Origin of the sequence: Microbacterium sp. S1037 (assembly GCF_048381605.1) — a bacterium.
GTDB classification, from domain to species: Bacteria; Actinomycetota; Actinomycetes; order Actinomycetales; family Microbacteriaceae; genus Microbacterium; species Microbacterium testaceum_B.
Genome location: NZ_JBLWIG010000001.1, coordinates 1,631,317 through 1,654,924 on the forward strand (window position 1 = coordinate 1,631,317; position 23,608 = coordinate 1,654,924).

At 71.3% G+C, this 23,608-nt stretch carries 18 protein-coding genes; 14 read left to right on the forward strand and 4 right to left on the reverse strand.

The genetic code is table 11. The features are described 5' to 3' along the window. Positions 1-8: 8 nt before the first annotated feature. Genes ACMW4R_RS07370 through purH form a run of 3 tightly spaced genes read left to right on the forward strand, consistent with a single transcriptional unit; the run spans position 9 to position 3,810 of the window. Complete coding sequence (locus tag ACMW4R_RS07370) at positions 9-1,502, forward strand: DUF6350 family protein (protein ID WP_418299552.1); 1,494 nt, start codon at positions 9-11, stop codon at positions 1,500-1,502. Positions 1,503-1,550: 48 nt separating this feature from the next. Beyond that, the gene (gene purN / locus ACMW4R_RS07375) at positions 1,551-2,150 is read left to right on the forward strand and encodes a phosphoribosylglycinamide formyltransferase (protein WP_058596414.1); all 600 of its coding nucleotides are present in this window, start codon (positions 1,551-1,553) and stop codon (positions 2,148-2,150) included. Positions 2,151-2,205: 55 nt separating this feature from the next. Further along, a complete protein-coding gene (gene purH, locus ACMW4R_RS07380) occupies positions 2,206-3,810 on the forward strand; it encodes a bifunctional phosphoribosylaminoimidazolecarboxamide formyltransferase/IMP cyclohydrolase (protein WP_058596415.1) in 1,605 nt (534 codons plus the stop codon). A gap of 297 nt (positions 3,811-4,107) precedes the next feature. Here purH and ACMW4R_RS07385 read toward each other — a convergent pair whose 3' ends face one another. Both ACMW4R_RS07385 and ACMW4R_RS07390 read right to left on the reverse strand, forming a co-directional pair. Beyond that, positions 4,108-4,623, reverse strand: coding sequence for a DUF1697 domain-containing protein (locus ACMW4R_RS07385; protein WP_418299553.1), 516 nt, complete (start codon positions 4,621-4,623; stop codon positions 4,108-4,110). Positions 4,624-4,632: 9 nt separating this feature from the next. Then, positions 4,633-6,060 (reverse strand): dihydrolipoyl dehydrogenase family protein, encoded by a 1,428-nt coding sequence (locus ACMW4R_RS07390; RefSeq protein ID WP_418299554.1) that lies wholly within the window; start codon positions 6,058-6,060, stop codon positions 4,633-4,635. Between the two features lie 253 nt (positions 6,061-6,313). Between ACMW4R_RS07390 and ACMW4R_RS07395 the strand changes: the two genes are divergently transcribed. From ACMW4R_RS07395 to ACMW4R_RS07420, 6 genes are all read left to right on the forward strand, one after another. Further along, on the forward strand, positions 6,314-7,339 hold the full coding sequence (locus ACMW4R_RS07395) for a LacI family DNA-binding transcriptional regulator (RefSeq protein WP_058596418.1): 1,026 nt from the start codon (positions 6,314-6,316) through the stop codon (positions 7,337-7,339). 38 nt (positions 7,340-7,377) lie between these two features. Then, complete coding sequence (locus ACMW4R_RS07400; RefSeq protein WP_418299555.1) at positions 7,378-8,661, forward strand: extracellular solute-binding protein; 1,284 nt, start codon at positions 7,378-7,380, stop codon at positions 8,659-8,661. A gap of 1 nt (position 8,662) precedes the next feature. Further along, positions 8,663-9,637, forward strand: coding sequence for a carbohydrate ABC transporter permease (locus ACMW4R_RS07405; protein WP_418299556.1), 975 nt, complete (start codon positions 8,663-8,665; stop codon positions 9,635-9,637). After that, positions 9,634-10,461, forward strand: a complete 828-nt coding sequence (locus ACMW4R_RS07410) for a carbohydrate ABC transporter permease (RefSeq protein ID WP_418299557.1) — start codon at positions 9,634-9,636, stop codon at positions 10,459-10,461. The genes ACMW4R_RS07405 and ACMW4R_RS07410 overlap by 4 nt, the downstream gene beginning before the upstream one ends. A 2-nt stretch (positions 10,462-10,463) precedes the next feature. Beyond that, entirely contained in the window at positions 10,464-11,531 is a 1,068-nt protein-coding gene (locus ACMW4R_RS07415; RefSeq protein WP_418299558.1) for a glycosidase, read from the forward strand. A gap of 127 nt (positions 11,532-11,658) precedes the next feature. Continuing rightward, entirely contained in the window at positions 11,659-13,671 is a 2,013-nt protein-coding gene (locus tag ACMW4R_RS07420; protein WP_418299559.1) for a hypothetical protein, read from the forward strand. 71 nt (positions 13,672-13,742) lie between these two features. Here ACMW4R_RS07420 and ACMW4R_RS07425 read toward each other — a convergent pair whose 3' ends face one another. Further along, positions 13,743-14,615, reverse strand: coding sequence for a LysR family transcriptional regulator (locus ACMW4R_RS07425; protein WP_193752652.1), 873 nt, complete (start codon positions 14,613-14,615; stop codon positions 13,743-13,745). Between the two features lie 81 nt (positions 14,616-14,696). Here ACMW4R_RS07425 and ACMW4R_RS07430 point away from each other — a divergent pair, with 81 nt between their 5' ends. The 5 genes from ACMW4R_RS07430 to ACMW4R_RS07450 all read left to right on the forward strand — a co-directional run bounded on the left by ACMW4R_RS07430 (position 14,697) and on the right by ACMW4R_RS07450 (position 22,303). Continuing rightward, complete coding sequence (locus ACMW4R_RS07430) at positions 14,697-15,929, forward strand: MFS transporter (protein ID WP_418299560.1); 1,233 nt, start codon at positions 14,697-14,699, stop codon at positions 15,927-15,929. Positions 15,930-16,087: 158 nt separating this feature from the next. Continuing rightward, positions 16,088-17,806: an AlkA N-terminal domain-containing protein gene (locus ACMW4R_RS07435; RefSeq protein ID WP_418299894.1), complete on the forward strand. Its 1,719-nt coding sequence runs from the start codon at positions 16,088-16,090 to the stop codon at positions 17,804-17,806. After that, the gene (locus ACMW4R_RS07440) at positions 17,803-18,297 is read left to right on the forward strand and encodes a methylated-DNA--[protein]-cysteine S-methyltransferase (RefSeq protein ID WP_418299561.1); all 495 of its coding nucleotides are present in this window, start codon (positions 17,803-17,805) and stop codon (positions 18,295-18,297) included. The genes ACMW4R_RS07435 and ACMW4R_RS07440 overlap by 4 nt, the downstream gene beginning before the upstream one ends. A gap of 326 nt (positions 18,298-18,623) precedes the next feature. Then, positions 18,624-20,489, forward strand: a complete 1,866-nt coding sequence (locus ACMW4R_RS07445; RefSeq protein ID WP_418299562.1) for an ABC transporter ATP-binding protein — start codon at positions 18,624-18,626, stop codon at positions 20,487-20,489. Then, positions 20,486-22,303: an ABC transporter ATP-binding protein gene (locus ACMW4R_RS07450; protein WP_058596428.1), complete on the forward strand. Its 1,818-nt coding sequence runs from the start codon at positions 20,486-20,488 to the stop codon at positions 22,301-22,303. The genes ACMW4R_RS07445 and ACMW4R_RS07450 overlap by 4 nt, the downstream gene beginning before the upstream one ends. Before the next feature lie 373 nt (positions 22,304-22,676). Here ACMW4R_RS07450 and ACMW4R_RS07455 read toward each other — a convergent pair whose 3' ends face one another. After that, the gene (locus ACMW4R_RS07455) at positions 22,677-23,513 is read right to left on the reverse strand and encodes a DUF559 domain-containing protein (RefSeq protein ID WP_418299563.1); all 837 of its coding nucleotides are present in this window, start codon (positions 23,511-23,513) and stop codon (positions 22,677-22,679) included. Positions 23,514-23,608 lie beyond the last annotated feature (95 nt).

Here is a 23,608-nt window from a genome sequence, read left to right on the forward strand (position 1 = left end):
TCACGCCCATGCATCGCCTTCTCGTCGCCCTTCTGGCCGCTCTCGACGCCGTCCTGGCCGCCGCGGGCGGTATCGCCGTCGTGCTCGCCCCGCTCGCCCTGCTCTGGGTGGCCGGTCTCGGCAGCCCCGACTGGAGTGCGCTGTGGCCCGCAACGGCCGCCATCTGGCACCTCGGGCACCTCGTGCCGCTCGCGGTGACCCTCCCCGACACCTACCTCGCTGCCACCGGCATCGACCCCTCGCTCGCGAGCTTCACCCTGTCGCTCGCTCCGCTGGCGTTCGCCGCGTTCACCGCGCTCTTCGCCGCGCGCTCGGGCGTTCGCGCCGCGGAAGCCGGGGCCGGGATCACGGGATGGCTCTCGGGCTCGCTGGTCTTCGCCGCGATCGCGAGTGTCGTCGCGTTGACCGGCAACGCCGCGCTCGTGGCATCCGAGACCTGGCTGGCGATCCTGCTGCCCTCGCTGCTGTTCTTCGTTCCTTCCCTCCTCGGCGCCGTGGTCGGGGCCTGGCGCGTCGGCGACGACGGGCCGATCGACGCGCTGCGCGGTCAGCTGGCGCGCCTGCCGGGAGCATGGGGGAGCGTGCCGCCGCTCGCTCTGCGGGGCCTCGCCCTCACGACGCTGGGACTCGTCGGTGCCGGCGGGGTCGTCGTCGTCGCGGGACTCATCGCCCGCTCGACCCAGGTCATCGGCATCTACCAGGCGAGCAACGCGGATGCCATCGGCGCCACCGTCATCGCGCTCTGCCAGCTCATGTACCTCCCGACGCTCGTCCTGTGGGCGGTGGCGTTCATCGCAGGTCCGGGGTTCGCGGTCGGCACCGACACCGCCGTCACCCCCGCAGCCACGCAGGTCGGCGCACTCCCCGGCATCCCGGTGCTCGGGGCGATCCCCGACACGACCTCGCCGTGGCTGCTCCTGCTGGTGCTGCTCCCCGTCGGTATTGGCGCCTTGACCGGGTGGATCCTTCGATCCCGGATGCCACTGACCACCGACCCCGAACCGGTCGGCCCGCGTCTGGTCCTCGCGATCGTCGTCGCGGCGCTCACCGGCGGGGTGGGTGCGCTCATCGCGGTGGCGTCGACGGGAGCGATCGGTCCCGGGCGCCTGGCCGACACCGGCCCGGAGGCGGGCCCGCTCGCCCTCGCCCTCGGTCTCGAGGTGCTGGTCGGCCTCGCGATCCTGCTGCTGAGCCCGCGCTTCGGTCCGACGGCCGCCGACGAGGTCACGCCGCGCCTGCAGGACGAGGCGCGCGACGAGGTGCCCGCGTTCTCGTTCAGCCCGCGCGCGCACGCACCGTTCGACCGCGACGAGCACGCCACCGGGCCCGCCCCCACCGTGTCGGCGCCCGGCACGGGAATCGCCCACGACGTCTGGCCGAGTTCGTATCGCGCCCCCGGCGAGACGGACCCGGCGGGCGAGCTCAGCGACGACGAGGTGCGCGCGCGCATCCGCGCGGCGTGGGCGAAGCCCGACGACGACGGTTCGGCGGGTCGGGGCTGAGCGTCACGCGCTCGGCGGGCCCGGACGCACCTGCGTAGACTGGCCTCCGTGCTCACGGTCGCCGTTCTCATCTCCGGCACCGGCTCCAACCTCCGCGCCCTGCTCGAGGCGGCTGCCGCCCCCGACTTCCCGGCGCGCGTGGTCGCGGTCGGTGCGGATCGCGAGGCCGACGGCTTCGCGCACGCCGAGCACTTCGGCATCCCCACGTTCCTCGTTCCCTTCGGCGCTTTCGCGACGCGCGAGGAGTGGGGCGCCGAGCTCGGAGCGCAGTTGGCGGTGTGGAACCCCGACCTCGTCGTGCTGAGCGGGATGATGCGTCTGCTGCCCGCCGACCTCGTCGCCGCGTGGGAACCGCGCATCATCAACACCCACCCCGCGTACCTGCCCGAATTCCCGGGTGCCCACGGTGTTCGCGACGCTCTCGCCGCGGGCGTGGACCAGACGGGGGCCAGCGTCATCGTCGTGGACTCCGGCGTCGACACCGGGCCGATCCTCGCCCAGGAACGCATCCCGGTCCTCCCCGGCGACGACGAAGCCGCCCTGCACGAGCGCATCAAGCCCGTCGAGCGACGTCTGCTGATCGACGTCGTCCGCCGTATCGCCGAGGGCGAGCTCGACCTCGCCGCCGCGGCATCCCGCACCCCCTGATCCCCGCGGGCGGTCGCCCGCTCTTCGAACCGCACGAGACACAGGAGCCGCAGCCATGGCCGGACCCCGCCACGACCCCGCCGACTACCGTCCCCGCGACATCGTCCCGATCCGCCGCGCGCTGGTGTCGGTGAGCGACAAGACCGGCCTTCTCGAGCTCGGGGCCGCTCTCGCGGCGGCCGGGGTCGAGATCGTCTCGACCGGCGGCTCGGCGACGCTGCTGCGCGAGGCCGGTTACGACGTCACCGACGTCTCGGCGGTGACCGGCTTCCCCGAGTCGCTCGACGGTCGCGTGAAGACCCTGCACCCGAACGTGCACGCGGGACTCCTCGCCGACCTGCGCTTGGAGGGCCACGAAGCGCAGCTCGACGAGCTCGGCATCCTGCCGTTCGAACTCGTCGTCGTGAACCTGTACCCGTTCGTCGAGACCGTGGCATCCGGAGCCGAGGGCGACGACGTCGTGGAGCAGATCGACATCGGCGGTCCCGCGATGGTGCGCGCCTCGGCGAAGAATCACGCGAACGTCGCGATCGTCGTGTCGCCCGAGTCGTACCCCGCGATCATCTCGGCCCTGCAGAGCGACGGCGGGACCTCGCTGGTGCAGCGTCGCGAGCTTGCCGCGCGCGCGTTCTCGCACACCGCCGCCTACGACACGGCGGTGTCGACGTGGTTCGCCGAGGGGACGCTCGGCGACGACATCGACCTCCCGGCGCACCTGACGATCCAGGCCGAGCGCCTCTCGACGCTGCGTTACGGCGAGAACTCGCACCAGCGCGCCGCGATCTACACGCGCGTCGGCGGTCACGGCATCGCCCAGGCGACACAGCTGCAGGGCAAGGAGATGTCGTACAACAACTACGTCGACGCCGACGCCGCCCTGCGCGCCGCCTTCGACATGGTCAAGCCGGCCGTCGCGATCATCAAGCACGCGAACCCCTGCGGCATCGCTGTCGCAGCGCCCAACGCCCTCGACCCCATCGCCTCGGCGCACCTGCGCGCGCACGAGTGCGATCCCGTCTCGGCGTTCGGCGGCGTGATCGCGGCCAACCGCACGGTGACGCTCAAGATGGCGGAGAACCTGCGCGACATCTTCACCGAGGTGATCATCGCGCCCGACTTCGAGCCCGAGGCGCTCGAGGTGTTCAAGCTCAAGAAGAACCTCCGCGTGCTGCAGCTGCCCACCGACTGGCAGCAGGAGCGCATGGACGTGCGCCTCGTCTCGGGCGGCCTGCTGCTGCAGGATGCCGACCGCTTCCCCGACGACATCGAGTCGGTCGCGAAGGACTGGGAGCTCGTCTCGGGCGAGCGCCCCGCCGAGATGGAGAGCCTGATCTTCGCGTGGAAAGCGTGCCGCGCCGTGAAGTCGAACGCGATCGTGCTCGCCCAGGGCTCGGCCACCGTGGGCATCGGCATGGGCCAGGTCAACCGCGTCGACTCGTGCCGCCTCGCGGTCGAGCGCGCCGGCGACCGCGCTCACGGTTCGATCGCGGCATCCGATGCGTTCTTCCCCTTCGCCGACGGCCCGCAGGTGCTGATCGACGCCGGGATCTCGGCGATCATCCAGCCCGGCGGTTCGGTGCGGGATGCCGAGGTCGTCGACGCCGCGCGAGCCGCCGGCGTCACGATGTTCTTCACGGGGGAGCGTCACTTCTTCCACTGACCCGCGCTGTTCCCGCCGCCCCCGCGACTTCGGTTGCGGGGGCGGCGGTGTTTGTGCGGCGTGCGGTGGGTGCCGCGGGGGCGGGACGCCGCGGCATAAACGCTGTTTGCGCACATAAACGCGTGGGGCTCGTGTTTATGTGCGTGGATCGTGTTTATGCGTGGGAGAAGGCGCCGATGCCGGTGCGAGCGCGAGCGGCGCGGGTGCGGGCGCTCGCTTGAGCGTGGATGCGGCCCTCGGCGCGGGGCCGCGGGCGCGGAGGGGCAGGGCGCTGTGATCGGGTGCGGGTCGCGCGGCTCAGGCGCTCAGCGCGATGAGCTTCGCGATCGTGTTCGCGTTGCGGGCGGTACCCGTGGCGCCGAGGCGCTTCTCGAACCAACCGGCCTGCAGCTTCGACCCGCCGATCCCCTCGGGATAGCGCACGAACACCTCGCGGCCGTCGAGCACGGCCTCCTCGGGGATGCCATCGGGCACCGCCAGCGCGACGACCGGTGCGGCGTCGAGGAACACCGTCTGAACCCAGCGTCCCTCCGAGGCGTCGGCGAACGGATTCCGCGCATGCGCATCCGCCAGCTCGGTGTGCGAGCGAACGATCACCGGAAGGTCGTGGCCGAACGCGGAACGGACCGCATCCCGAACCGTCCCGGCAATCTCGTGGGGGGAACGGCCACCGTCGTCGAGCACGACGTTCCCCGCCACCTGCAGCGTCTCGACCTCACCGAGACCCGCGGATGCCAGCACCTCGCGCAGCAGCGGCATCTTCATGGCCGTGGGTCCACCGACCCCGCGGATGAGGGCGACGGAACGGGGCATGGCGCCAGATTACGCGGAGTCGCGACCGAGCGTCTCGAGCAGGCGGAGCCAGACCTCGCTGACCGTGGGATACGACGGCACGGCGTGCCAGAGCCGCTTGATCGGGACTTCGCCGACGACGGCGATCGTCGCGGAGTGCAGAAGTTCCGCGATGTCGGGGCCGACGAAGGTCGCGCCGACGAGGACGCCACGGTCGAGGTCGACGATCGCGCGCGCTTTGCCGACGTACGCGTCGGACTGCTCGCTGGAGCCCGCGACGTGTGCCAGGTCGTAGTCGAGCACTTTCACGTTCAGCCCGCGCTTCTCGGCGCTGGCGGCGGTGAGACCGACGGATGCCACCTCGGGATCGGTGAACGTCACCTGCGGCACGGCGTCGTGGTCGGCGGTGGCGACGTGGGCGCCCCACGGAGCGTCGTCGACCTCGCCACCCTGCGCCCGCGCGGCGATGACGTCGCCGGCGGCGCGAGCCTGGTACTTGCCCTGGTGGGTGAGGAGCGCACGGTGGTTGACGTCGCCGACGGCGTACAGCCAGTCGAAGCCGCGCACGAGGAGCGTGTCGTCGACATCGAGCCACGACCCCTCTTCCAGCCCGACGGTCTCGAGGCCGAGGTCGGTCGTGCGGGGGACGCGGCCCGTCGCGACGAGAAGCTCGTCGGCGGTGACGGTGGTGCCGTCGGACAGCTCGAGCACGCGGCGCCCATCGTCGACGCGGCGGGCGGCCGTGGCATCCACGCCCGTCTTCACCGTGACGCCGCGCGAGCGGAGGGAGTCCGCGACCAGCTCGCCGGCGAACGGCTCGGTGCCGCCCAGCAGCCCCGAGCGCGCGATGATCGTGACCTGGGCGCCGAGGCTCGCAAACGCCGTCGCCATTTCGGCACCGACGACGCCGCCTCCGAGGACGGCGAGCGAGGCCGGGACGCTCTGGACCGCGGTCGCCTCGCGGCTCGTCCACGGTTCGATGTCGGCGAGGCCCGGGATGTCGGGGAGCAGTGCGGCGGAACCCGTGCACACCGCGACCGCGTGGCGGGCGACGAGGTCGGTCGTCGTGCCGTCGTCGGCGGTGACCTGGACCGTCTTCTCGCCGGTGAGGCGTCCGTGCCCGCGAACGAGGTCGATGCCCGCGCCCTGCAGCCACTCGACCTGGCCGGAGTCGTTCCAGTCGCTCGTCATCGTGTCGCGGCGCCGAAGGACAGCGGCGACGTCGAGGTCGCCGGTGACGGCCTGCTTCGCGCCGTCGACGTCGCGCGCGGCGCGGAGCGCGGCGCCGCTGCGCAGCAGCGCCTTCGAGGGCATGCACGCCCAGTACGAGCACTCGCCGCCGACGAGCTCGGACTCGACGATCACGGCGGTGAGCCCCGCCTGCACCGCGCGGTCGGCGACGTTCTCGCCGACGGGGCCGGCTCCGATGACGATCAGGTCGTACTGGCGTTCGCTCATGTCCTCACGCTATCGAGGGCCTCCGACATCGGGGAGGGGTTGCGCGCGTCCCCGATGGCGGCCGGGGTTCGGGGCGCGAAATGGCGTTGGGGGCGGAGAATCTCACGCCCCACGCGGAGAAACGCGCCCCGAACCCGCACGTCGACCCGTCGACGAACGCTCCCACCGCGGGACTTGACGCCCGACCTGAACCGGTTTAGGCTCAACACCACTGAACCGGTTTAGACCGACGGATGCCACAGCGAGGTGCACCATGACGAACGAGACGCGACCCACGATCGCCGACGTTGCGCGGCGCGCCGGGGTCAGCAAGGGCCTCGTGTCGTTCGCGCTGAACGGCCGCGCCGGCGTGGCCCCCGACACGCGTGACCGCATCCTCTCCGTCGCCGCCGAAATGGGTTGGAGCCCGAGCCTGCGAGCGCGGTCGCTCAGCGTCGGCCGAGCCTTCGCGTGCGGCCTCGTCATCGGCCGCAGCCCCGACGTCATCGCCGCCGACCCGTTCTTCCCGTCGTTCATCGCGGGCGTCGAGGACGAGTTCTCCGTCTCGGGCCAGGTGCTCGTGCTCGCGGCCGCCACCCCCGGCCGCCACGAGGAGGAGACCTACCGCGGACTCGCGGCCGACCGTCGCGTCGACGGCGTGATCCTCTCCGACCTCCGTGCCGACGATCCGCGGATCGACCTCGTCGCGAGCCTCGGCATCGCGGCCGTCACCCTCGGCGTCCCCGACGTCGACAGCCCCTTCACCTCCGTCTCGGTCGACGACGGCGCCGGAATCCGCCTCGCCGTCGACCATCTCGCCGACCTCGGCCACACCGACATCGCCCACGTCGCGGGGCCCTTCGCGATGCTGCACGGACGCCACCGCGCCGCGGCGTTCGAAGCCGCGGCGCAGGCGCGTGGCATCCGGGTCCGTGTCGTCGAGACCGACTTCAGCGCCGCTGACGGGGCGCGGGCCACCACCGCCCTGCTCGACGCCGAGGTCCCGCCTACGGCGATCGTGTACTCGAACGACAACATGGCTGTCGCGGGGCTCGGCACGGCGCAGCGCCGCGGCCTGTCGGTGCCCCGCGACCTCTCGATCACCGGGTTCGACGACACCGAACTCGGCCGGCACCTTTTCCCCGCCCTCACGAGCGTCTCCACCGACGCGCGGGGCTGGGGAGCGGCCGCGGCCCGCGCTCTGCTCCAGGCGATCGCGGGGGGAGAGCCCGAGGCGCTGGCCCTCGCCGACCCCGGCCTGCAGGTGCGCGACTCCACCGCGCCGCCGACCCGAAGCTGACACCCGCGGGCCCCCGCCCGCCCCACAAGGAGGAAGACATGCGACGACGCATTCTCGCCACAGCAGTAGCCGCCACCGGCATCCTCGTCCTCTCCGCGTGCAGCGGAGGCGGCGGGGGAGCATCCGGGATGGATGCCAAGGGCCCCATCACCATCTGGTACTCCAACAACGCCGCGGAGATCGCGTGGGGTCAGCAGATGGTCGAGGCCTGGAACGCCGACCACCCCGACGAGCAGATCACCGCGCAGGAGATCCCCGCCGGGTCTTCCAGCGAAGAGGTCATCGGCGCGGCGATCACCGCGGGCAACGCCCCGTGCCTGGTGTTCAACACCTCGCCCGCGGCGGTGCCCGGGTTCCAGCGCCAGGGCGGCCTCGTGAACCTGTCGGACTTCCCCGACGGCGAGCAGTACATCAAAGACCGCAGCGGCGACCTCGCCGACCAGTACCGCTCCGACGACGGCGGCTTCTATCAGCTGCCGTGGAAGAGCAACCCGGTCATGATCTTCTACAACAAGGACCTGTTCGCGAAGGCCGGCCTCGACGCCGAGAACCCGCAGCTGTCGACGTACGACGAGTTCCTCGCCACCTCGCAGAAGCTGAAGGCGGCGGGCGTCTCGGACTACGCCATCAACCCGGCGCCCACGAGCGAGTTCTTCCAGTCGTGGTTCGACTTCTACCCGCTGTACGCCGCGCAGACCGGCGGAAAGCAGCTCGTCGAGGACGGCAAGGCCACCTTCAACGACGCCGACGGTGAGGCCGTCGCGAACTTCTGGCGCACCATCTACGCCGACAAGCTCGCCGGCAACGAGCAGTACCAGGGCGACGCGTTCGCCGACGGCAAGGCCGCGATGGCGATCGTCGGGCCGTGGGCCGTTTCGGTCTATAAGGACAAGGTCAACTGGGGTGCCGTGCCCGTGCCGACGGAGAAGGGCACCGCGGCCGACCAGACGTGGACCTTCAGCGACGCGAAGAACGTCGGCCTGTTCACCGCGTGCCAGAACAAGGGCACCGCGTGGGAGGTGTTGAAGTTCGCCACCAGCCAGGAGCAGGACGGGAAGTGGCTCGAGGCGACCGGGCAGATGCCGCTGCGCACCGACCTGACCACCACGTACGCCGACTACTTCAGCGCCAACCCGGCGTACCAGCAGTTCGGCGACCAGGCCGCGCGCACCGTCGAGGTGCCGAACGTCACCAGCTCGGTCGAGATCTGGCAGGCGTTCCGCGACGAGTACTCCAAGTCGGTCATCTTCGGCGAAGAGGACGTGAACACCTTCCTCTCCAACGCCCAGACCCAGATCGACCAGCTCGCGGCGGGGAAGTGACATGACCGTCGATCTCACCCGCACGCCCGGGCGGACCGGGGGCGACCCCGGCCGGTCCGGTCGTGCGGGGGGAGTGGGGGATGCCGGGAAGAAGCGGCGCCGCCTCCTCGGGGCGCAGCCGCTCGGCATCCTGTTCTCCGCTCCGTACCTGATCTTCATCGCGGTCGTCTTCGCCTACCCGATCGTGTTCGCGGTGTGGATGTCGTTCCACGACTACTTCTTCACCGCCCCGGGCGCGAACGTCGACCGGCCGTTCGTCGGCCTCGACAACTACGTCACGGCGCTCAGCGATCCGGCCGTATGGCGGTCGTTCGGCAACGTCGGGATCTTCCTGCTCATCAACGTCCCGCTGACGGTCGTGCTCTCGATCGTGCTGGCCACGGCGCTGGACCGCGTCGTGCGCGCCCGGGCGTTCTTCCGGGTCGCGTTCTACGTGCCCTACGTCACGGCATCCGTCGCCGTGGTCGCGGTGTGGCTCTTCCTGTTCTCGAACGACGGGCTGATCAACAACGCCCTCGGGCCGCTCGCGCCGAACCCGTCGTGGCTGGTCAACTCGGCGCTGGCGATGCCGACGATCGCGCTTTTCGTGACGTGGAAGGGGCTCGGGTTCTACATCCTGCTCTACCTCGCGGCGCTCCAGAACGTGCAGCGCGAGCTCTACGAATCGGTCGCGGTCGACGGTGGCGGACGCCTCCGGCAGTTCTTCTCGGTGACCGTCCCGGGCGTGCGCCCGGCGACGTTCCTCGTGGTGCTGCTCGCCACGATCACGGGCGCGAATCTCTTCACCGAGCCGTACCTGCTCACCAACGGCGGCGGCCCCAACGGAGCGTCGACCTCACCCGTGCTGCTGATCTACCAGAAGGGCATCGAGCAGCAGAACCCCGACGTCGCCGCGGCCATCGGGGTGGTGCTGATCGTCTTCGTGCTGATCATCGCGGCGCTCCAGCGCCGGTTCGTGGGGAGGGAGGAATCATGAGATCCAAGGTCGTGACCTACGGCGTGCTGACGCTCGGGGCCCTGGCGTTCCTGTTCCCGTTTTACTACATGGTCGTCGGCTCGCTGCAGACGAACCCCGATACCTCGATCGCGGGGGCGTTCCCGCACCCGTCGAACCTGACGCTCGAGAACTACGTGGCGATCGACGGACGCATCAACCTGTTGAAGGGCCTCGTCAACTCGGGGATCTTCACCGGGGGAGTGATCCTCGGCACCATCGTGTTCGGCGTGCTCGCTGGGTACGCGCTCGCGGTGCTGAAGTGGCGCGGCCGGTCTGCGACGTTCGCCCTCGTGCTGCTGGTTCAGGTGATCCCGTTCCAGCTGCTGATGATCCCGCTGTACGTCATGATCGCCCGCGACTACGGGCTGAGCGACAGCTACCTCGGCATGATCCTGCCGTTCTTCATCAACTCCACGGCGGTCGTGATCTTCCGGCAGTACTTCCTGCAGCTCCCCAGGGAGCTGTTCGACGCCGCCCGGATCGACGGGGCCAATGAGTTCCGGCTGCTGTGGAGCGTCGCGCTGCCGCTCGTGCGTCCGGCGCTGCTGACCGCGGTGCTGCTGACCTTCATCGGTCCGTGGAACGAGTTCCTGTGGCCCTTCCTCATCACGAAGGACGCCGCGATGCAGCCGCTCGCGGTGTCGCTCGCGAACTTCATCTCCACGATCGCGGCATCCACGACCAATCCCTTCGGCGCGATGATGGCCGGCGCCGTCGTGCTCGCCGCCCCCGCCGTGGCGCTGTTCCTGATCTTCCAGCGCTACTTCACCTCCAACGACCTCGGATCCGGAGTGAAAGGATGACAATGACCCCCGAATCCCCCGTCCCCTACCGCCTCACACGTGTGGGTGTGGTGATGACCCCCGAGCCCGGGAACGCCGACGAAGCCGAGGGTGTCCTCAACCCGGCCTCGGGCCGCGGCCCGGACGGCGAGCTGTACCTGCTGCCGCGCCTGGTCGCCGAGGGCAACGTCTCGCGCGTGGGCCTCGCCCGCGTCGTCGTCGAGGACGGTGTGCCCGTCGCCGTCGAACGCGAGGGCGTGGTGCTCCAGCCCGACCGCGGGTGGGAGCGCGGCGCCGACAACGCCGGAACCGAAGACCCGCGCACGACCTGGGTCGAGGCACTGGGGCTGCACGTCATGACGTACGTCGCCTACGGCCCGCTCGGCCCACGCACAGCCGTCGCGGTCTCCGAGGACCTGCGCGACTGGCGGCGGCTCGGCCCGGTGCTCTTCCGATACCAGGAGGACCTCGACATGGACCTCAACCTGTTCCACAACAAGGACACGGTCTTCTTCCCCGAGACGGTCACGGCCCCCGACGGCAGCGAGGCGTTCGCCGTGCTGCACCGACCGATGTGGGACCTCGGCGAGACCAAGCCCGGACAGGGCGTGCGGGTGCCGGCCGGCGTCGAGGACGAGCGGCAGTCCATCTGGATCAGCTACGTGCCCGTGGCATCCGTCCGCGAGGACCTCGCGAACCTCGCGCTGTGGGAGCAGCATCACTTCGTCGCGGGACCGGAGTTCCCCTTCGAAGAGGTGAAGATCGGTGGCGGCCCGCCGCCCCTTCGCATCCCCGAGGGGTGGCTCGTGCTGCACCACGGGGTGACCGGCGTGATCGACAGCGCGTTCTCGCAGCAGCAGAAGGTCAACTACGCGGCGGGAGCCCTGATCCTGGATGCCGACGACCCCCGCCGCGTGATCGCGCGGACGCCCGAGCCGCTGCTGGCCCCCGAGACCGACGACGAGCGCAGCGGCATCGTGCCCAACGTCGTCTTCCCGACCGCGATCGAGGAGATCGACGGCCGCCACTTCGTGTTCTACGGCATGGCCGACTCGAAGATCGGCGTCGCCCTGCTCGAGCGCACGGACTGAGACCCGCGCCGCGCCCGACGCCGTGACGGCTCGGGCGCGGTGCGGACCGAACCCCCGCCCGCGCTCGACGCCCTGACGGCTCGGGTTCGGGTGGACGGACACCCCCCATCGAAAGGATCCCCCTCCCATGAACGCACGATGGAGTGCGCGCATCACGGCGGCCCTCGCAGCCGTCGCCCTGGCGGTGCCGATCACGGCGGGCCCGGCGTCGGCCCTCGCGACCTCGTCCACCGCCACGGCCGAGGCCGCCCCGGCCGCGCCGCTGACGAACCTCGCCCATCTCGACTTCCTGCTCGACGAGGCCACCCCGCCCGCGGGCGTCGCCGGCCACTCGACGTACCGGCAGGCCGAGGAACCGACGCTGCTGGCGCCGTGGACCTACGCCGACGCCCGCGACGGAGGTGCCTTCGAGCGCGTCGGCGGCGGGCCGCTCGACCCCGCGACCGGCGATTGGGGCCAGGGCGCGTACAACGCCGACGACAACACCCGCGCCGCCGTCGTCTACCTCCGCCACTGGAAGCAGACCGGCGACGCAGACAGCCGGCACAAGGCCTACGAGCTGTTGCGGACGGTCGCCTACCACCAGACGACGGACGGACCCTCGGCCGGCAACGTCGTGCTCTGGATGCAGCCGGACGGCGAGCTCAACCCGTCCGCCGAGCCCGTCGAGTTGCCCGACCCGTCCGACTCGGACCCGAGCTACTGGACGGCACGCACGGTCTGGGCGCTGGGGGAGGGGTATGCGGCCTTCGTCGACGACGACCCCGCCTTCGCGGCCTTCCTGAAGGAGCGCCTCGCCCTGTCCCGCGGCGCGATCGAACGCGACGTGCTGTCGAAGTACGGCCAGTACACCGAGGCCGACGGCATGCGCGTGCCCGCGTGGCTCATCGTCGACGGGGCGGATGCCTCGGCCGAGGCCGTCCTCGGACTGACCGCGGCCGTCCGCGCCGGCGACGACACCTCGGCCACCGCGGCGCGACAGCTCGCCGAGGGCGTCGCGGCGATGGCATCCGGGAACACCCGTCAGTGGCCGTACGGCGCGATCCTGCCGTGGGCGCAGTCGCCCGCGATGTGGCACGCGTGGGGCTCGCAGATGCCCGCGGCCCTCGCCGAGGCGGGAGACCTCTTCGGCGACGATGCGCTCGTCGCCCCGGCGATCACGGATGCCACGAGCTTCACCACCACGCTGCTGACAGCGGGAGGGCCGGACAACGGCTGGTTCCCGAGCCCCACCGATCGCGTCCAGATCGCGTACGGTGCGGACTCGCGTGTGCAGTCCCTGCTCGCGCTGGCCGACACGACCGGATCGTCGGCATTCGCCGAGCTCGCGGGACTGCAAGCCGCGTGGTTCTTCGGCGCGAACCACGCCGGAGCGCGGATGTACGACCCGTCGACCGGTGTGACCTTCGACGGCCTGCAGCCCGACGGGACCGTGAACCGGAACAGCGGCGCGGAGTCGACCATCCACGGGCTCTTGACCGCGCTCGCCCTCGACGCGCACCCCGAGGTGGCCGCGCGTGCGACGGCCCTCACGTCCGTCACCGACCGCGTCGGCCTGACGTTCGTCCAGGCGGAGGATGCCAGCTCCACCGACGGCACCGTGTCGACGCCGACGTCGTGGACGGGCGAGTCGAGCTGGTCGGGCGACGCTCTCACTCTGAAGCCCGGGCAGAGCGCGACGTGGGACATCGGCTCCGGAGACACGAAGCGCTGGGTCGAGCCGGTCGTGTTCTCGCAGCCGAGGGAGCAGTCGCTCTCGCGATGGCGCGGGAACGGGGCACTGAAGATCACCGGCCCCGCGCAGGGCATCTCACCGACCCCGGGGGCGCTGCTGCCGCGCGCTCTCACCGCGCCCGTGTCCGAGCGCCGGACGGAGCTGAACGTCACCGCCCAGCGCGGCGATCTGATGCTCGACGGACTCATCGTGCGGCCGTTCGTGTCGCGCCTCGTCCTCGAGGGCGCCGGAAGCCGCAGCGAGCTCGTGCAGTCCAGCGCGCCCGGTGCGCAGCGGACGACCGTCACGGGCGGCGGTACGGTGCGCGTCTACGACGCCCGCGGCGTGCTTCTGCGCACGGCGTCGTTCGACGGCGAGATCACGGTGGTCCTGCCCTCGGGCGGGTTCGCGGTCGCGGAGCGCTGAGCGCCGGCGGTGCCTGACCGCGGCGTCGACCTCGCGTGGGTCGGCGCCGCGGTGGCATCCGCTCACCGGGGTCACCCCGACGCGTGGATCGCCTCCACCACCGCCTGCACGTGCCGGCGGCGCACGGCCGCGGCGGCGACCGTCAGCGAGACGATCCACGGCGGGAGGTCGTCCGCGACGGGACGGACGCGGCATCCGGTCGTCGGCACCACGTCGGGTATCACCGCGACTCCGAGCCCGGCGGCGACGTACTCGGGGACCGTCGCCAGTTCGCCGACCTCGGCCACGATGTGCCGGGCCATCCGACGGCGCTCCAGCTCGCCGTCGAGCTGCACGCGGTTGCCGAATCCCGGGAGCACGTCGATCCAGTCGTCGCCTGTGAGTTCGGCGAGGGCGATCGGCCCGTCGGCAAGGGCGAGCGGGTGCGCCTCGGGCAGCACGGCGACGTAGGGGAAAGAACCGAGCGGTCGCGAGACGGCACCGGATGCCGAGGGCAGAGCCGTCAGCGCCAGATCCAGCCGGTCGCGATCGAGGTCGTCGAAGAGCCCCCGCGAGCCGGTGGCCGAGACCGTGACCCGGACATCGACCAGCGGGTGCGTGCGACGGAGGCGGGCGAGGATCCGCGGGAGGTCGATGACCCGCAGGCCGGCGAAGGTGCCGATGCGCACGAGGCCGCGGACGCCGGTCCCCGACTCGGATGCCACTCCCCGCAGCGCGTCGAGATCGGCGAGCAGCGCGCGGGCGAGGGGGAGGAGCGCCTCGCCGGCGGGCGTCGGGCGGACAGCCTTCGTGGAGCGCTCGAACAGACGCACGCCCAGGTCGCGCTCGAGGCTTGCGAGACCCGCCGACACCGTCGACTGCGCGGCGAACAGGCGGGCGGCGGCGGCCGTGACATTGCGCTCGTCGGCGACCGTGACGAGGTATTCGAGCAGGCGCGTCTCCATGGCGCAATGATAGAGCTGATCGATCATCAGCATCGAAAACGTTCGTTTCCCTCGATGTCACGCCCGCGGCATCCTGAGCACATGACTTCCTCGATCGTCGTTCCGGTGGCCGTTCCGGCGACCACCGCGCGTCTCTCGCACCGGACCGGGTTCTGGGTCACGGCCGCCACGTTCCTCGCGCTCATGGCCTTCAACACGGTGCCGACGCCGCTCTACGCGCTGTATCAGGCACGCGACGGCTTCCCTACGTTCCTCATCACGGTGATGTTCGCCGCGTACTCGATCGGCGTCACGGTGTCGCTGTACCTGGCCGGGCATCTCAGTGATCGCCTCGGTCGCCGCCCGCTCATCCTCGCGGCCACGGTGCTCGAGATCGTCGCGGCCCTGGTGTTCGTGCTGCGCGCCGACCCCGCCAGTGTCATCGTCGCCCGCCTCGTGGCCGGGCTCGGCATCGGACTCCTGACGGCCTCGGCCACCGCGCATCTCGCCGATCTGCGGCGCGTGTCACATCCGGCATCCCCGGGTTTCGCCGCCACGGTCGCGGGTGTCGCGAACATGGGCGGCCTGGCCCTCGGTCCGCTGATCGGCGGCCTCTTCGCCGAGTTCACCCCCGCGCCGCTCGTGCTGCCGTACGTCGTCTTCCTCGTCGGGTTCCTCGCGCTCGGCCTCGCTTACGTCTTCGTTCCCGAGACGGTCGAGGTCGACCGCTCCTTCCGGTACCGGCCGCAGCGGGTCCGCATCCCCGCGGACGGACGGCGCGCCTACTGGGCTGCCGGGACCGCGGCCTTCGCGGCGTTCGCGGTCACGGGGCTCTTCGGCTCGGTGGCCCCGACGTTCCTCGCCGGGCGGCTCGGCGTCACGGATCACCTCGTCGCCGGTGCGGTGTCGTTCTCGGTTTTCGGTGCCGCCGCGGTGTCGCAGGTCGTGTTCGCGGGCCGCTCCATCCGCACTCAATTGCGCCTCGGGCTGGTGGCGATGATCGCCGGGCTCCTCATGCTGGGCGCGGCGGACCTCTCCACCTCCGGCATCCTGTTCGTGAGCGGCGGCATCGTCGCGGGAGCCGGCGTCGGGCTGCTCTTCCGCGGCGCTCTCGCCACGGCCGGGTCGCTCGCCGACCCCCGTACCCGCGGCGAGATCACCTCGGGCGTCTTCCTCCTCGCCTTCGCCGGGATGACCGTGCCGCCGCTGGCCGTCGGCATCGCGCTCCTCGCCCTCCCGCTGGTGCCGGTATTCCTCGGCTTCGTCGTGCTGGTGCTGGCCCTGACGATCTGGGGCGGCCTGGTGATCCTGCGCGAGACCGCGCGGGTCGCCTGACGGATCGGCATCCGGCCCCGCGTCGTCGCTCGCCAAGTGTCCGCGGCACGCCGTGTCGGGCCGGGGGATGCGGCGTGTCGTGGACGCTCGAGCTCAGCCCCACGCTCGTGTCCGATTTCCGCCAGCCGATGTCGGAGGTCGGTGGCAGGGTGGATGCCATGAGCCTCCCCGTTCCGACCGCTCCGGGCTTCGCCGAGCGCTACCGCGCGATCCAGTCGCGCGACCGGCGCTTCGACGGGCAGTTCGTCACGGCCGTGCGGTCGACGGGCATCTACTGCCGACCGAGCTGCCCCGCACGGACGCCGAGAGAAGCGAACGTCACCTTCTACGCCACCTCGGCCGCGGCGCACGAAGCGGGCTATCGCGCATGCAAGAGGTGTCTGCCCGAGGCCGCCCCGGGGTCGCCGCTGTGGGACGTGCGCGGCGACGTCGCCGCCCGTGCCATGCGCCTGATCGCCGACGGCGTGGTCGACCGCGAGGGGGTGCCGGGCCTCGCGCGACGGCTCGGGTACTCGCCGCGCCACCTCACGCGCGTCCTCACCACCGAGCTCGGGGCGGGGCCTCTCGCCCTGGCTCGCGCGCATCGCGCGCACACCGCCCGTGCGCTGCTGGTCGGCACCGACCTCTCGTCGGCTGATGTCGCCTTCTCCGCCGGGTTCTCCAGCATCCGTCAGTTCACCGAGACGATCGGAGAGGTGTTCGGCATGCCGCCGCGCGAACTGCGCGCACGGCGCTCGCGGGCGTCCGGGGCGGAGGCCTCCGCGGGAGAGATCGATCTCGCCCTCCCCGTCCGCGGACCGATCGACACCACGGGCCTCTTCGGGTGGATGCGCGCCCACGCGATCCCGGGCGTCGAGGTCGGAGACGACCGGTCCTTCGCCCGGGTCGTGCGCCTGCCCGGCGGGCCCGGGTGGTTCGAGGTGCGCCTCGCCGACGACGGCCGGCTGCGCCTGCGCGCGCGCCTCACCGCCCTCGCCGACCTGGGCACGCTCATCGCGCGCGTGCGTCGCCTCTTCGATCTCGACGCCGATCCGCTGGCCGTCGACACCGAGCTGTCCCGGCATCCCGAGCTCGCCGCCGCCGTGGCGGCGATCCCCGGGGTCCGCGTCCCCGGCGCGATCGACGCGGGCGAGATGCTCCTGCGCGCGATGATCGGCCAGCAGGTCAGCGTGGCCTCCGCCCGCACGATGCAGGGGCGGCTGACCGCCGAGCTCGGCGAGTCGGTCACGATCGGTCCCGAGCCGCTGACCCTGTTCCCGGATGCCGCGGCGATCGCCGATCGAGGACTCGAGGTGCTGCGCGGTCCCGGTGCCCGCATGCGGGCGATCGTGGGCGTCGCCGAAGCCCTGGCGGACGGCTCCCTCACGCTCGGACCGGGCGATGACGGCGTCGAGCAGCGCGAGCGGCTCCTCGCCCTCCGCGGGGTGGGCCCGTGGACGGCCGACTACGTCCGCATGCGGGTCCTCGGCGATCCCGACGTCCTCCTCCCCGGCGACGTCGCGGCGCGAGCGGGGGCGGCGGCCCTGGGCCTGCCGTCCGACCCGGCCGGCTTCACGGAGTGGTCCGCGCGGCTGGCTCCCTGGCGCAGCTACGCCATGGCTCACTACTGGTACGCCGCTCCTGTCACCCAGGCGTGGCGGCTGTCGGGTGCCGAAACGGCGGCGGCTGCCGCGGTCCGGCGGCCCGGGAAAGCCGTCACCCGCCGTCCGCCTGCCCCCGAGAGATCGCACCGCCGATCCGCGTCCCTCCCCACCGCCTCCGCGTCTCTCCCCACCGCACCCTCGACCCCTGCCGCGCCCGCGACCCTTACCACGCCCGCGTGCCCCACCGCCTCCGCGTCCCTCCCCACCGCACCCGAAAGCGAGCCCCGCCGATGAGCACCTCGACCCTGCAGTTCCTCGACACGCCCGACGGCCCCTTCGCGATCCTCGTCGACGCCGACGGACGCGTCCTCGTCTCGGGGTGGACCTCCGACGCGGAGGCGGTGCTCGCCCGTCTTCGGCCGGACCGGCGGCCCGACGAGGTCGTCGAAGGCACCACCGCCGCGGCCGACGCGGTGCGGGCCTACTACGACGGCGACCTCACCGCGATCGACGCGGTCGAGGTCCGCCAGTTCGGGACGCCCCTTCAGCAAGCGGGGTGGGACGCCCTGCGTCGCATCGCGCCGGGAGCGCCGCTGACCTACACCGGCTTCGCCGCGGCGCTCGGTTCTCCCGCGGCCGTCCGGGCGGCGGCATCCATCTGCGCCCGCAACGCTCCGGCCCTCTTCGTACCCTGCCACCGCGTTCTGCGCGGCGACGGCACGATGGGGGGATTCGCGTGGGGGACCGACGTCAAGCGGCGTCTGCTGGAGCGCGAGGCGGGGTGAGGCGAGGGGCGGTCGCGCGGTCGCTCTCGTGTGCTCGCCCCGATCCGACTCTTGCCCTCCGTCTTCTCACGGGGATATCCTGAAGGGCTGTCACACCCCCGGGCAGCTTCCGCTCATCTCAAGGAGGATGCCATGGACCACATCGACGCCCCCGTCGCCCGTGTCGCTGCGCCCTCCGTCTTTTCCGCGCGTCCTCACGGGCGCCACTAGGGCCTCTCGCCGGCGCTCGAGCGCCGCCCACCGCGCCCGTCCCGGCTGAGTGCCGGTGCCCTCGGCATCCCCTTTCCGCGCCCGATCCCGGCGCTCGCTTCGACCCCTTGAGGATCATGACTTCCGCTTTGCCTCGCCCGCACCTGTCCACCCCGCGCGCTCTCGCTCGGCTTCTGCCCATCGCGCGTCCCGTCATCCCGCGCCTCATCGCGGGCGCGGTCACGGCCCTCATCGCGAGCCTGCTGGCGCTGGCGATCCCGCTGGTGCTCGAGCAGATCGTCGCCGGACCCATCGCCTCGCTCGACCCCACCGCCCTCGTGTGGGGGTCGGTCGCCGTGCTCGCGCTCGGACTCGCCGAGGCGGCGATGGTGTGGCTGCGCCGCTGGTTCGTCCTCGCACCGGCGACGAAGGTCGAGTACGACCTGCGCCAGTCCTTCTACTCGCGCCTGCAGCGCCTGCCCGTCGCGTTCCACGACCGCTGGCAGTCGGGCCAGTTGCTGTCGCGCATGATGCAGGACATCAGCATGCTCCGCCGTTGGCTCGCCTTCGGCGTGATCCTGCTCGTGGTCAACCTGCTGACCATCGCGATCGGAGCGGTCCTGCTCTTCCGTTGGCACTGGTTGCTCGGTGCCCTGTTCCTCATCACGTCGGCCCCCGTCATCTACGTCGGCTTCCGCTTCGAGAAGCGCTACGGCGCCCTGACCCGTCAGAGCCAGGACCAGGCGGGCGACCTCGCCACCTCGGTGGAAGAGAGCGTCCACGGCATCCGTGTCCTGAAGGCCTTCGGCCGGGGGCGTCACGCCCTGCAGAAGTTCACCCGACAGGCCGAGTCGCTGCGCGAGACCGAGATCGACAAGGCGCGCGCCGTGGGCTGGATCTGGTTCTTCCTGGTGCTCCTGCCCGACATCGCCTTCGCGGTGTGCCTGGGCGCGGGCATCGTGCTGAACCAGCTCGGGCAGCTCCAGGTCGCCGAGCTCGTCGCGTTCTTCGCGATGGCGACGGTGCTGCGCTGGCCGATGGAGTCGATCGGATTCCTCTTCTCGTTCCTCCTCGACGCCCGTACCGCGACCGACCGCATCTTCGAGGTGTTCGACGAGCAGAACACGATCGTCGATCCCGAGAACCCGCGCACGATCGCGGAGCCCCGGGGCGAGCTCACCTTCGAGGGCGTGCGCTTCCGGTATCAGGATGCCGCTGCCACCGAGCCCGATCTCATCGACGGCGTCGATCTGGTGCTGCGTCCCGGCGAGACGATGGCTCTCGTCGGTCTCACGGGCTCCGGCAAGACGACGCTCACGACCCTGCCCGGGCGCCTGTACGACGTCACGGGTGGACGCGTGCTGCTCGACGGCGTCGACGTGCGCGAACTGACCCTCGCCGAACTGCGCCGGCACGTGGGCATGGCGTTCGAAGACGCGACGCTGTTCTCGCAGACGGTGCGCGAGAACGTGCTGCTGGGTCGCGAAGACCTCGAGCCGGGCTCGGCCGAAGCCGACCGCATCCTGCGAGAGGCGCTGCAGGTCGCGCAGGCGCACTTCGTCTTCGACCTTCCTGACGGCCTCGACACCGTCATCGGCGAAGAGGGGCTGAGCCTGTCCGGCGGGCAGCGTCAGCGGCTCGCGCTCGCGCGCGCCGTCGCGGCGCGTCCGGCCGTGCTGGTGCTCGACGACCCGCTGTCGGCGCTCGACGTCGACACCGAGGCCCTCGTCGAAGACGCCCTCCGCGAGGTGCTCAGTGAGACGACGGCCCTCGTCGTGGCGCACCGTCCCTCGACGGTGACGCTCGCCGACCGGGTCGCGCTCCTCGAGAACGGCCGGGTCACCGCCGTCGGCGCTCACTCCGACCTGCTCCGCGAGAGCGAGCACTACCGGTACGTCATCTCGAGCCTCGAGGAGGCGGAACGCGAAGCGCGCACCGGCGCGATCGACGTGATCCGCGCACATGACGACGACACCCTGACCGAGAAGGAGGCGACCCGATGAGCACCGCGACCGTCTCCGGAACCAGCGGCGAAGACCGTTCCGACTACACGCGCGACGAGAGCCGCGCGATCCGTCAGCGCTCGCTGCGTCTGCTCGGCTCGCTCGTGTCGCCCCTGCGGTGGCAGCTCGTCCTCGCGGCGGCCGTCCTCGTGGTGTCGACCGCGCTCCGCGTCGCCGGCCCCGCACTGATCGCGTACGGCATCGACAACGCGCTGCCCGCGGTGATCGATCGAGCCGATTGGATGCCGACCATCGGCGTCGTGGGCATCTACCTTCTGGCGGGTGTCGGCGGGGCCGTCCTGATCGGCTGGTACGTCGTGGTCGCCGCGCGGCTGACCCAGGCGGTGATGCTGGATCTGCGCAAGCGCATCTTCCTGCACACGCAGAAGCTGAGCCTCGAGTTCCACGAGTCCTACACCTCGGGGCGCATCATCTCGCGCCAGACGAGCGACCTCGACACCATCCGCGAGCTGCTGGACGGCGGCCTCAACGAACTCGTGTCCGGTGTGCTCTACGGTCTCTTCACGCTGGTCGCTCTGTTCCTCATCGACTGGCAGTCGGGGCTCATCCTGACGGTCATGGGCATCCCGATGTACCTGCTCATGCGCTGGTTCTACCGTCGCTCGCAGGTGATCTACCGCGAGTCCCGTGTGATCAGCGCGCAGGTCATCGTGAAGTTCGTCGAGACGATGACGGGGATCCGCGCCGTCAAGGCGTTCCGCAAAGAGCCCCGCAACGACGAGGAGTTCGGCAAGCTCGCCGGCGACTACCGCGATGTGAACATGCGCTCGATCCGTCTCTTCGGCACGTTCGAGCCCGGCATCATGGCGGTCGCCGCGGTGTCGGTGGCGGTCGTGCTGCTGTGGGGCGGTGGCCGCGTGATCGCGGGACCCCTCGAGATCGGTGTGCTGACGGCGGCCGTGCTGTACGTCCGCAACTTCTTCTCGCCGCTTCAGGAGGTCGCGTTCTTCCTGAACTCGTATCAGTCGGCGACGGCCGCGCTCGAGAAGGTGTCGGGCGTGCTCGAGGAGGAGCCCACGGTTCCCGACCCGACCGACCCGGTCGATCTGTGGGAAGCTCAGGGCCACGTCCGCTTCGACGAGGTCACCTTCGGCTACAGCGACGACCGCGTCATCCTGCCGAACTTCTCGCTCGATATCCCGGCGGGGCAGACGATCGCCCTCGTCGGCACGACCGGCGCGGGCAAGTCGACGCTGGCCAAGCTCGTGTCGCGCTTCTACGACCCCACGGCGGGCGCGGTCACCCTCGACGACGTCGATCTCCGCCGCCTGCACCCGAAGGACCTGCGCCGCGCGATCGTCATGGTCACGCAGGAGGCGTACCTCTTCAGCGGAACGGTGGCCGACAACATCGCGCTCGGAAAGCCCGACGCGACGATGGACGAGATCCGCACCGCGGCGCGCGCGGTGGGTGCCGACAGCTTCATCGAGAAGCTGCCCGACGGCTACGACACCGACGTGAACAAGCGCGGAGGCCGTGTCTCGGCCGGGCAGCGGCAGCTCATCTCCTTCGCCCGGGCGTTCCTCGCGAACCCCGCGGTGCTGATCCTCGACGAGGCGACCGCGTCGCTCGACATCCCGAGTGAGCGCCAGATCCAGGACGCGCTGCAGACCCTGCTCGCCGATCGCACCGCGATCATCATCGCGCACCGCCTCTCGACGGTCGCGATCGCCGACCGCGTGCTGGTGATGGAGCACGGCCGCATCATCGAGGACGACACTCCCGCCGCCCTCATCGCCGGCACCGGCAAGTTCGCCCAGCTCCACGCCGCCTGGCGCGAGTCTCTGGTCTGACCTCTCTCCGACCCGCGGATGCCACGCTCCAGCCGTCACGGTGGGGGGTGGCATCCGGGGTTCGGGGTGGCTCCGTGGAGGGCTGTGCGTAACCGCAACGGATTCGGACCTGCGCAACAACCTCGGATTCCGGGGCACCCGCGGTCCGATTCCGGTGCGCCGATCCGAATCTGCGGGCACCCCGTCGAGCCCGGCTCAGCCCACCACAGCCAGCCAGCCCACCCGGCCGACCCAGCCCGACGCGATTCACCAAAATCGGCTCCGCATGATGGATTCGGATGGGGGAGTTGACGACATCCGATTCCGGTGCGCCGATCCGAATCTGCTCGTGGTTCCGGTCGCCTCGCGCCACCCGGCCTGCTCCGAGCTGCACTCACGCCGCTACATGGAGGCCCTGGGCGAGAGCGGTCGCGATGACCCTCTCGACGGCCGGCCAGTCCGCTACGACGTCGCGATAGGTGAAGCGCAAGACCGTGTACCCGCGCGCGATGAGCTCTCGATCGTGGTCGAGGTCGCGCTGTCGGTCTTTGGGGGTCGAGTGGAAGGCGAAGCCGTCGAGCTGGACGACGAGTCGATCGCCGATCAGGACATCGACGTGATGTCCCGCAATCAACACCTGCTGGCGGATCGCTACGCCCCACGGAGAGAGACGAACGACGAAGATCGTCTCGAGCCCAGAGTCGGACTCCCCCCGCGAGACGGAGGCGAGTCGGCGCGCCACGGGCGAGCGCCAGTTGACGTTGGCGATGACGTCCGGGTGCAACCGTTCGCGGCGCAACGCCGACTCCCACACGACCAGGGCCTGTTCGAACGATAGGCAGCTTGCCACGTGCTCGAGGCTGTCGAGCATCGACTCGACGAGCTGATGCGGCGGCAGCGGGACGAGCGGCGACGACCAATGCGCGACGACACCCTCTCCCGGAGGGCGCCCGTCGGCCTTCACGGTGACATGGAGCGAATCGCCGACGCCCGGGGGGATCCACCACCCGCGGAACGCTGCGGCGCTGACGCACGCGAGCCGTGCCGACGACCGCGCGGCCTGCACGAGGGCGGCCGGAGCGTTCGTCGAGGCGACCCAATAACGCCGCACCCGGTCGACCTCGCCCCGCGTGATGGCTGTGCGCAGACGACTCGCGGGGACACCGGCATCCAGAATCTGCTGCCGATGCACGATGCCGCCATGCTCTGCCACCCACTTCGCGATGTCCATCGCTTCACCCTGCCCGCGCGAGCGTCGCGCCGCGTGGCAACAGCGGTCAACGGTGCACGGCTCGGGGAAGTTCGCATTTGTGGAGGGAAGGCCCC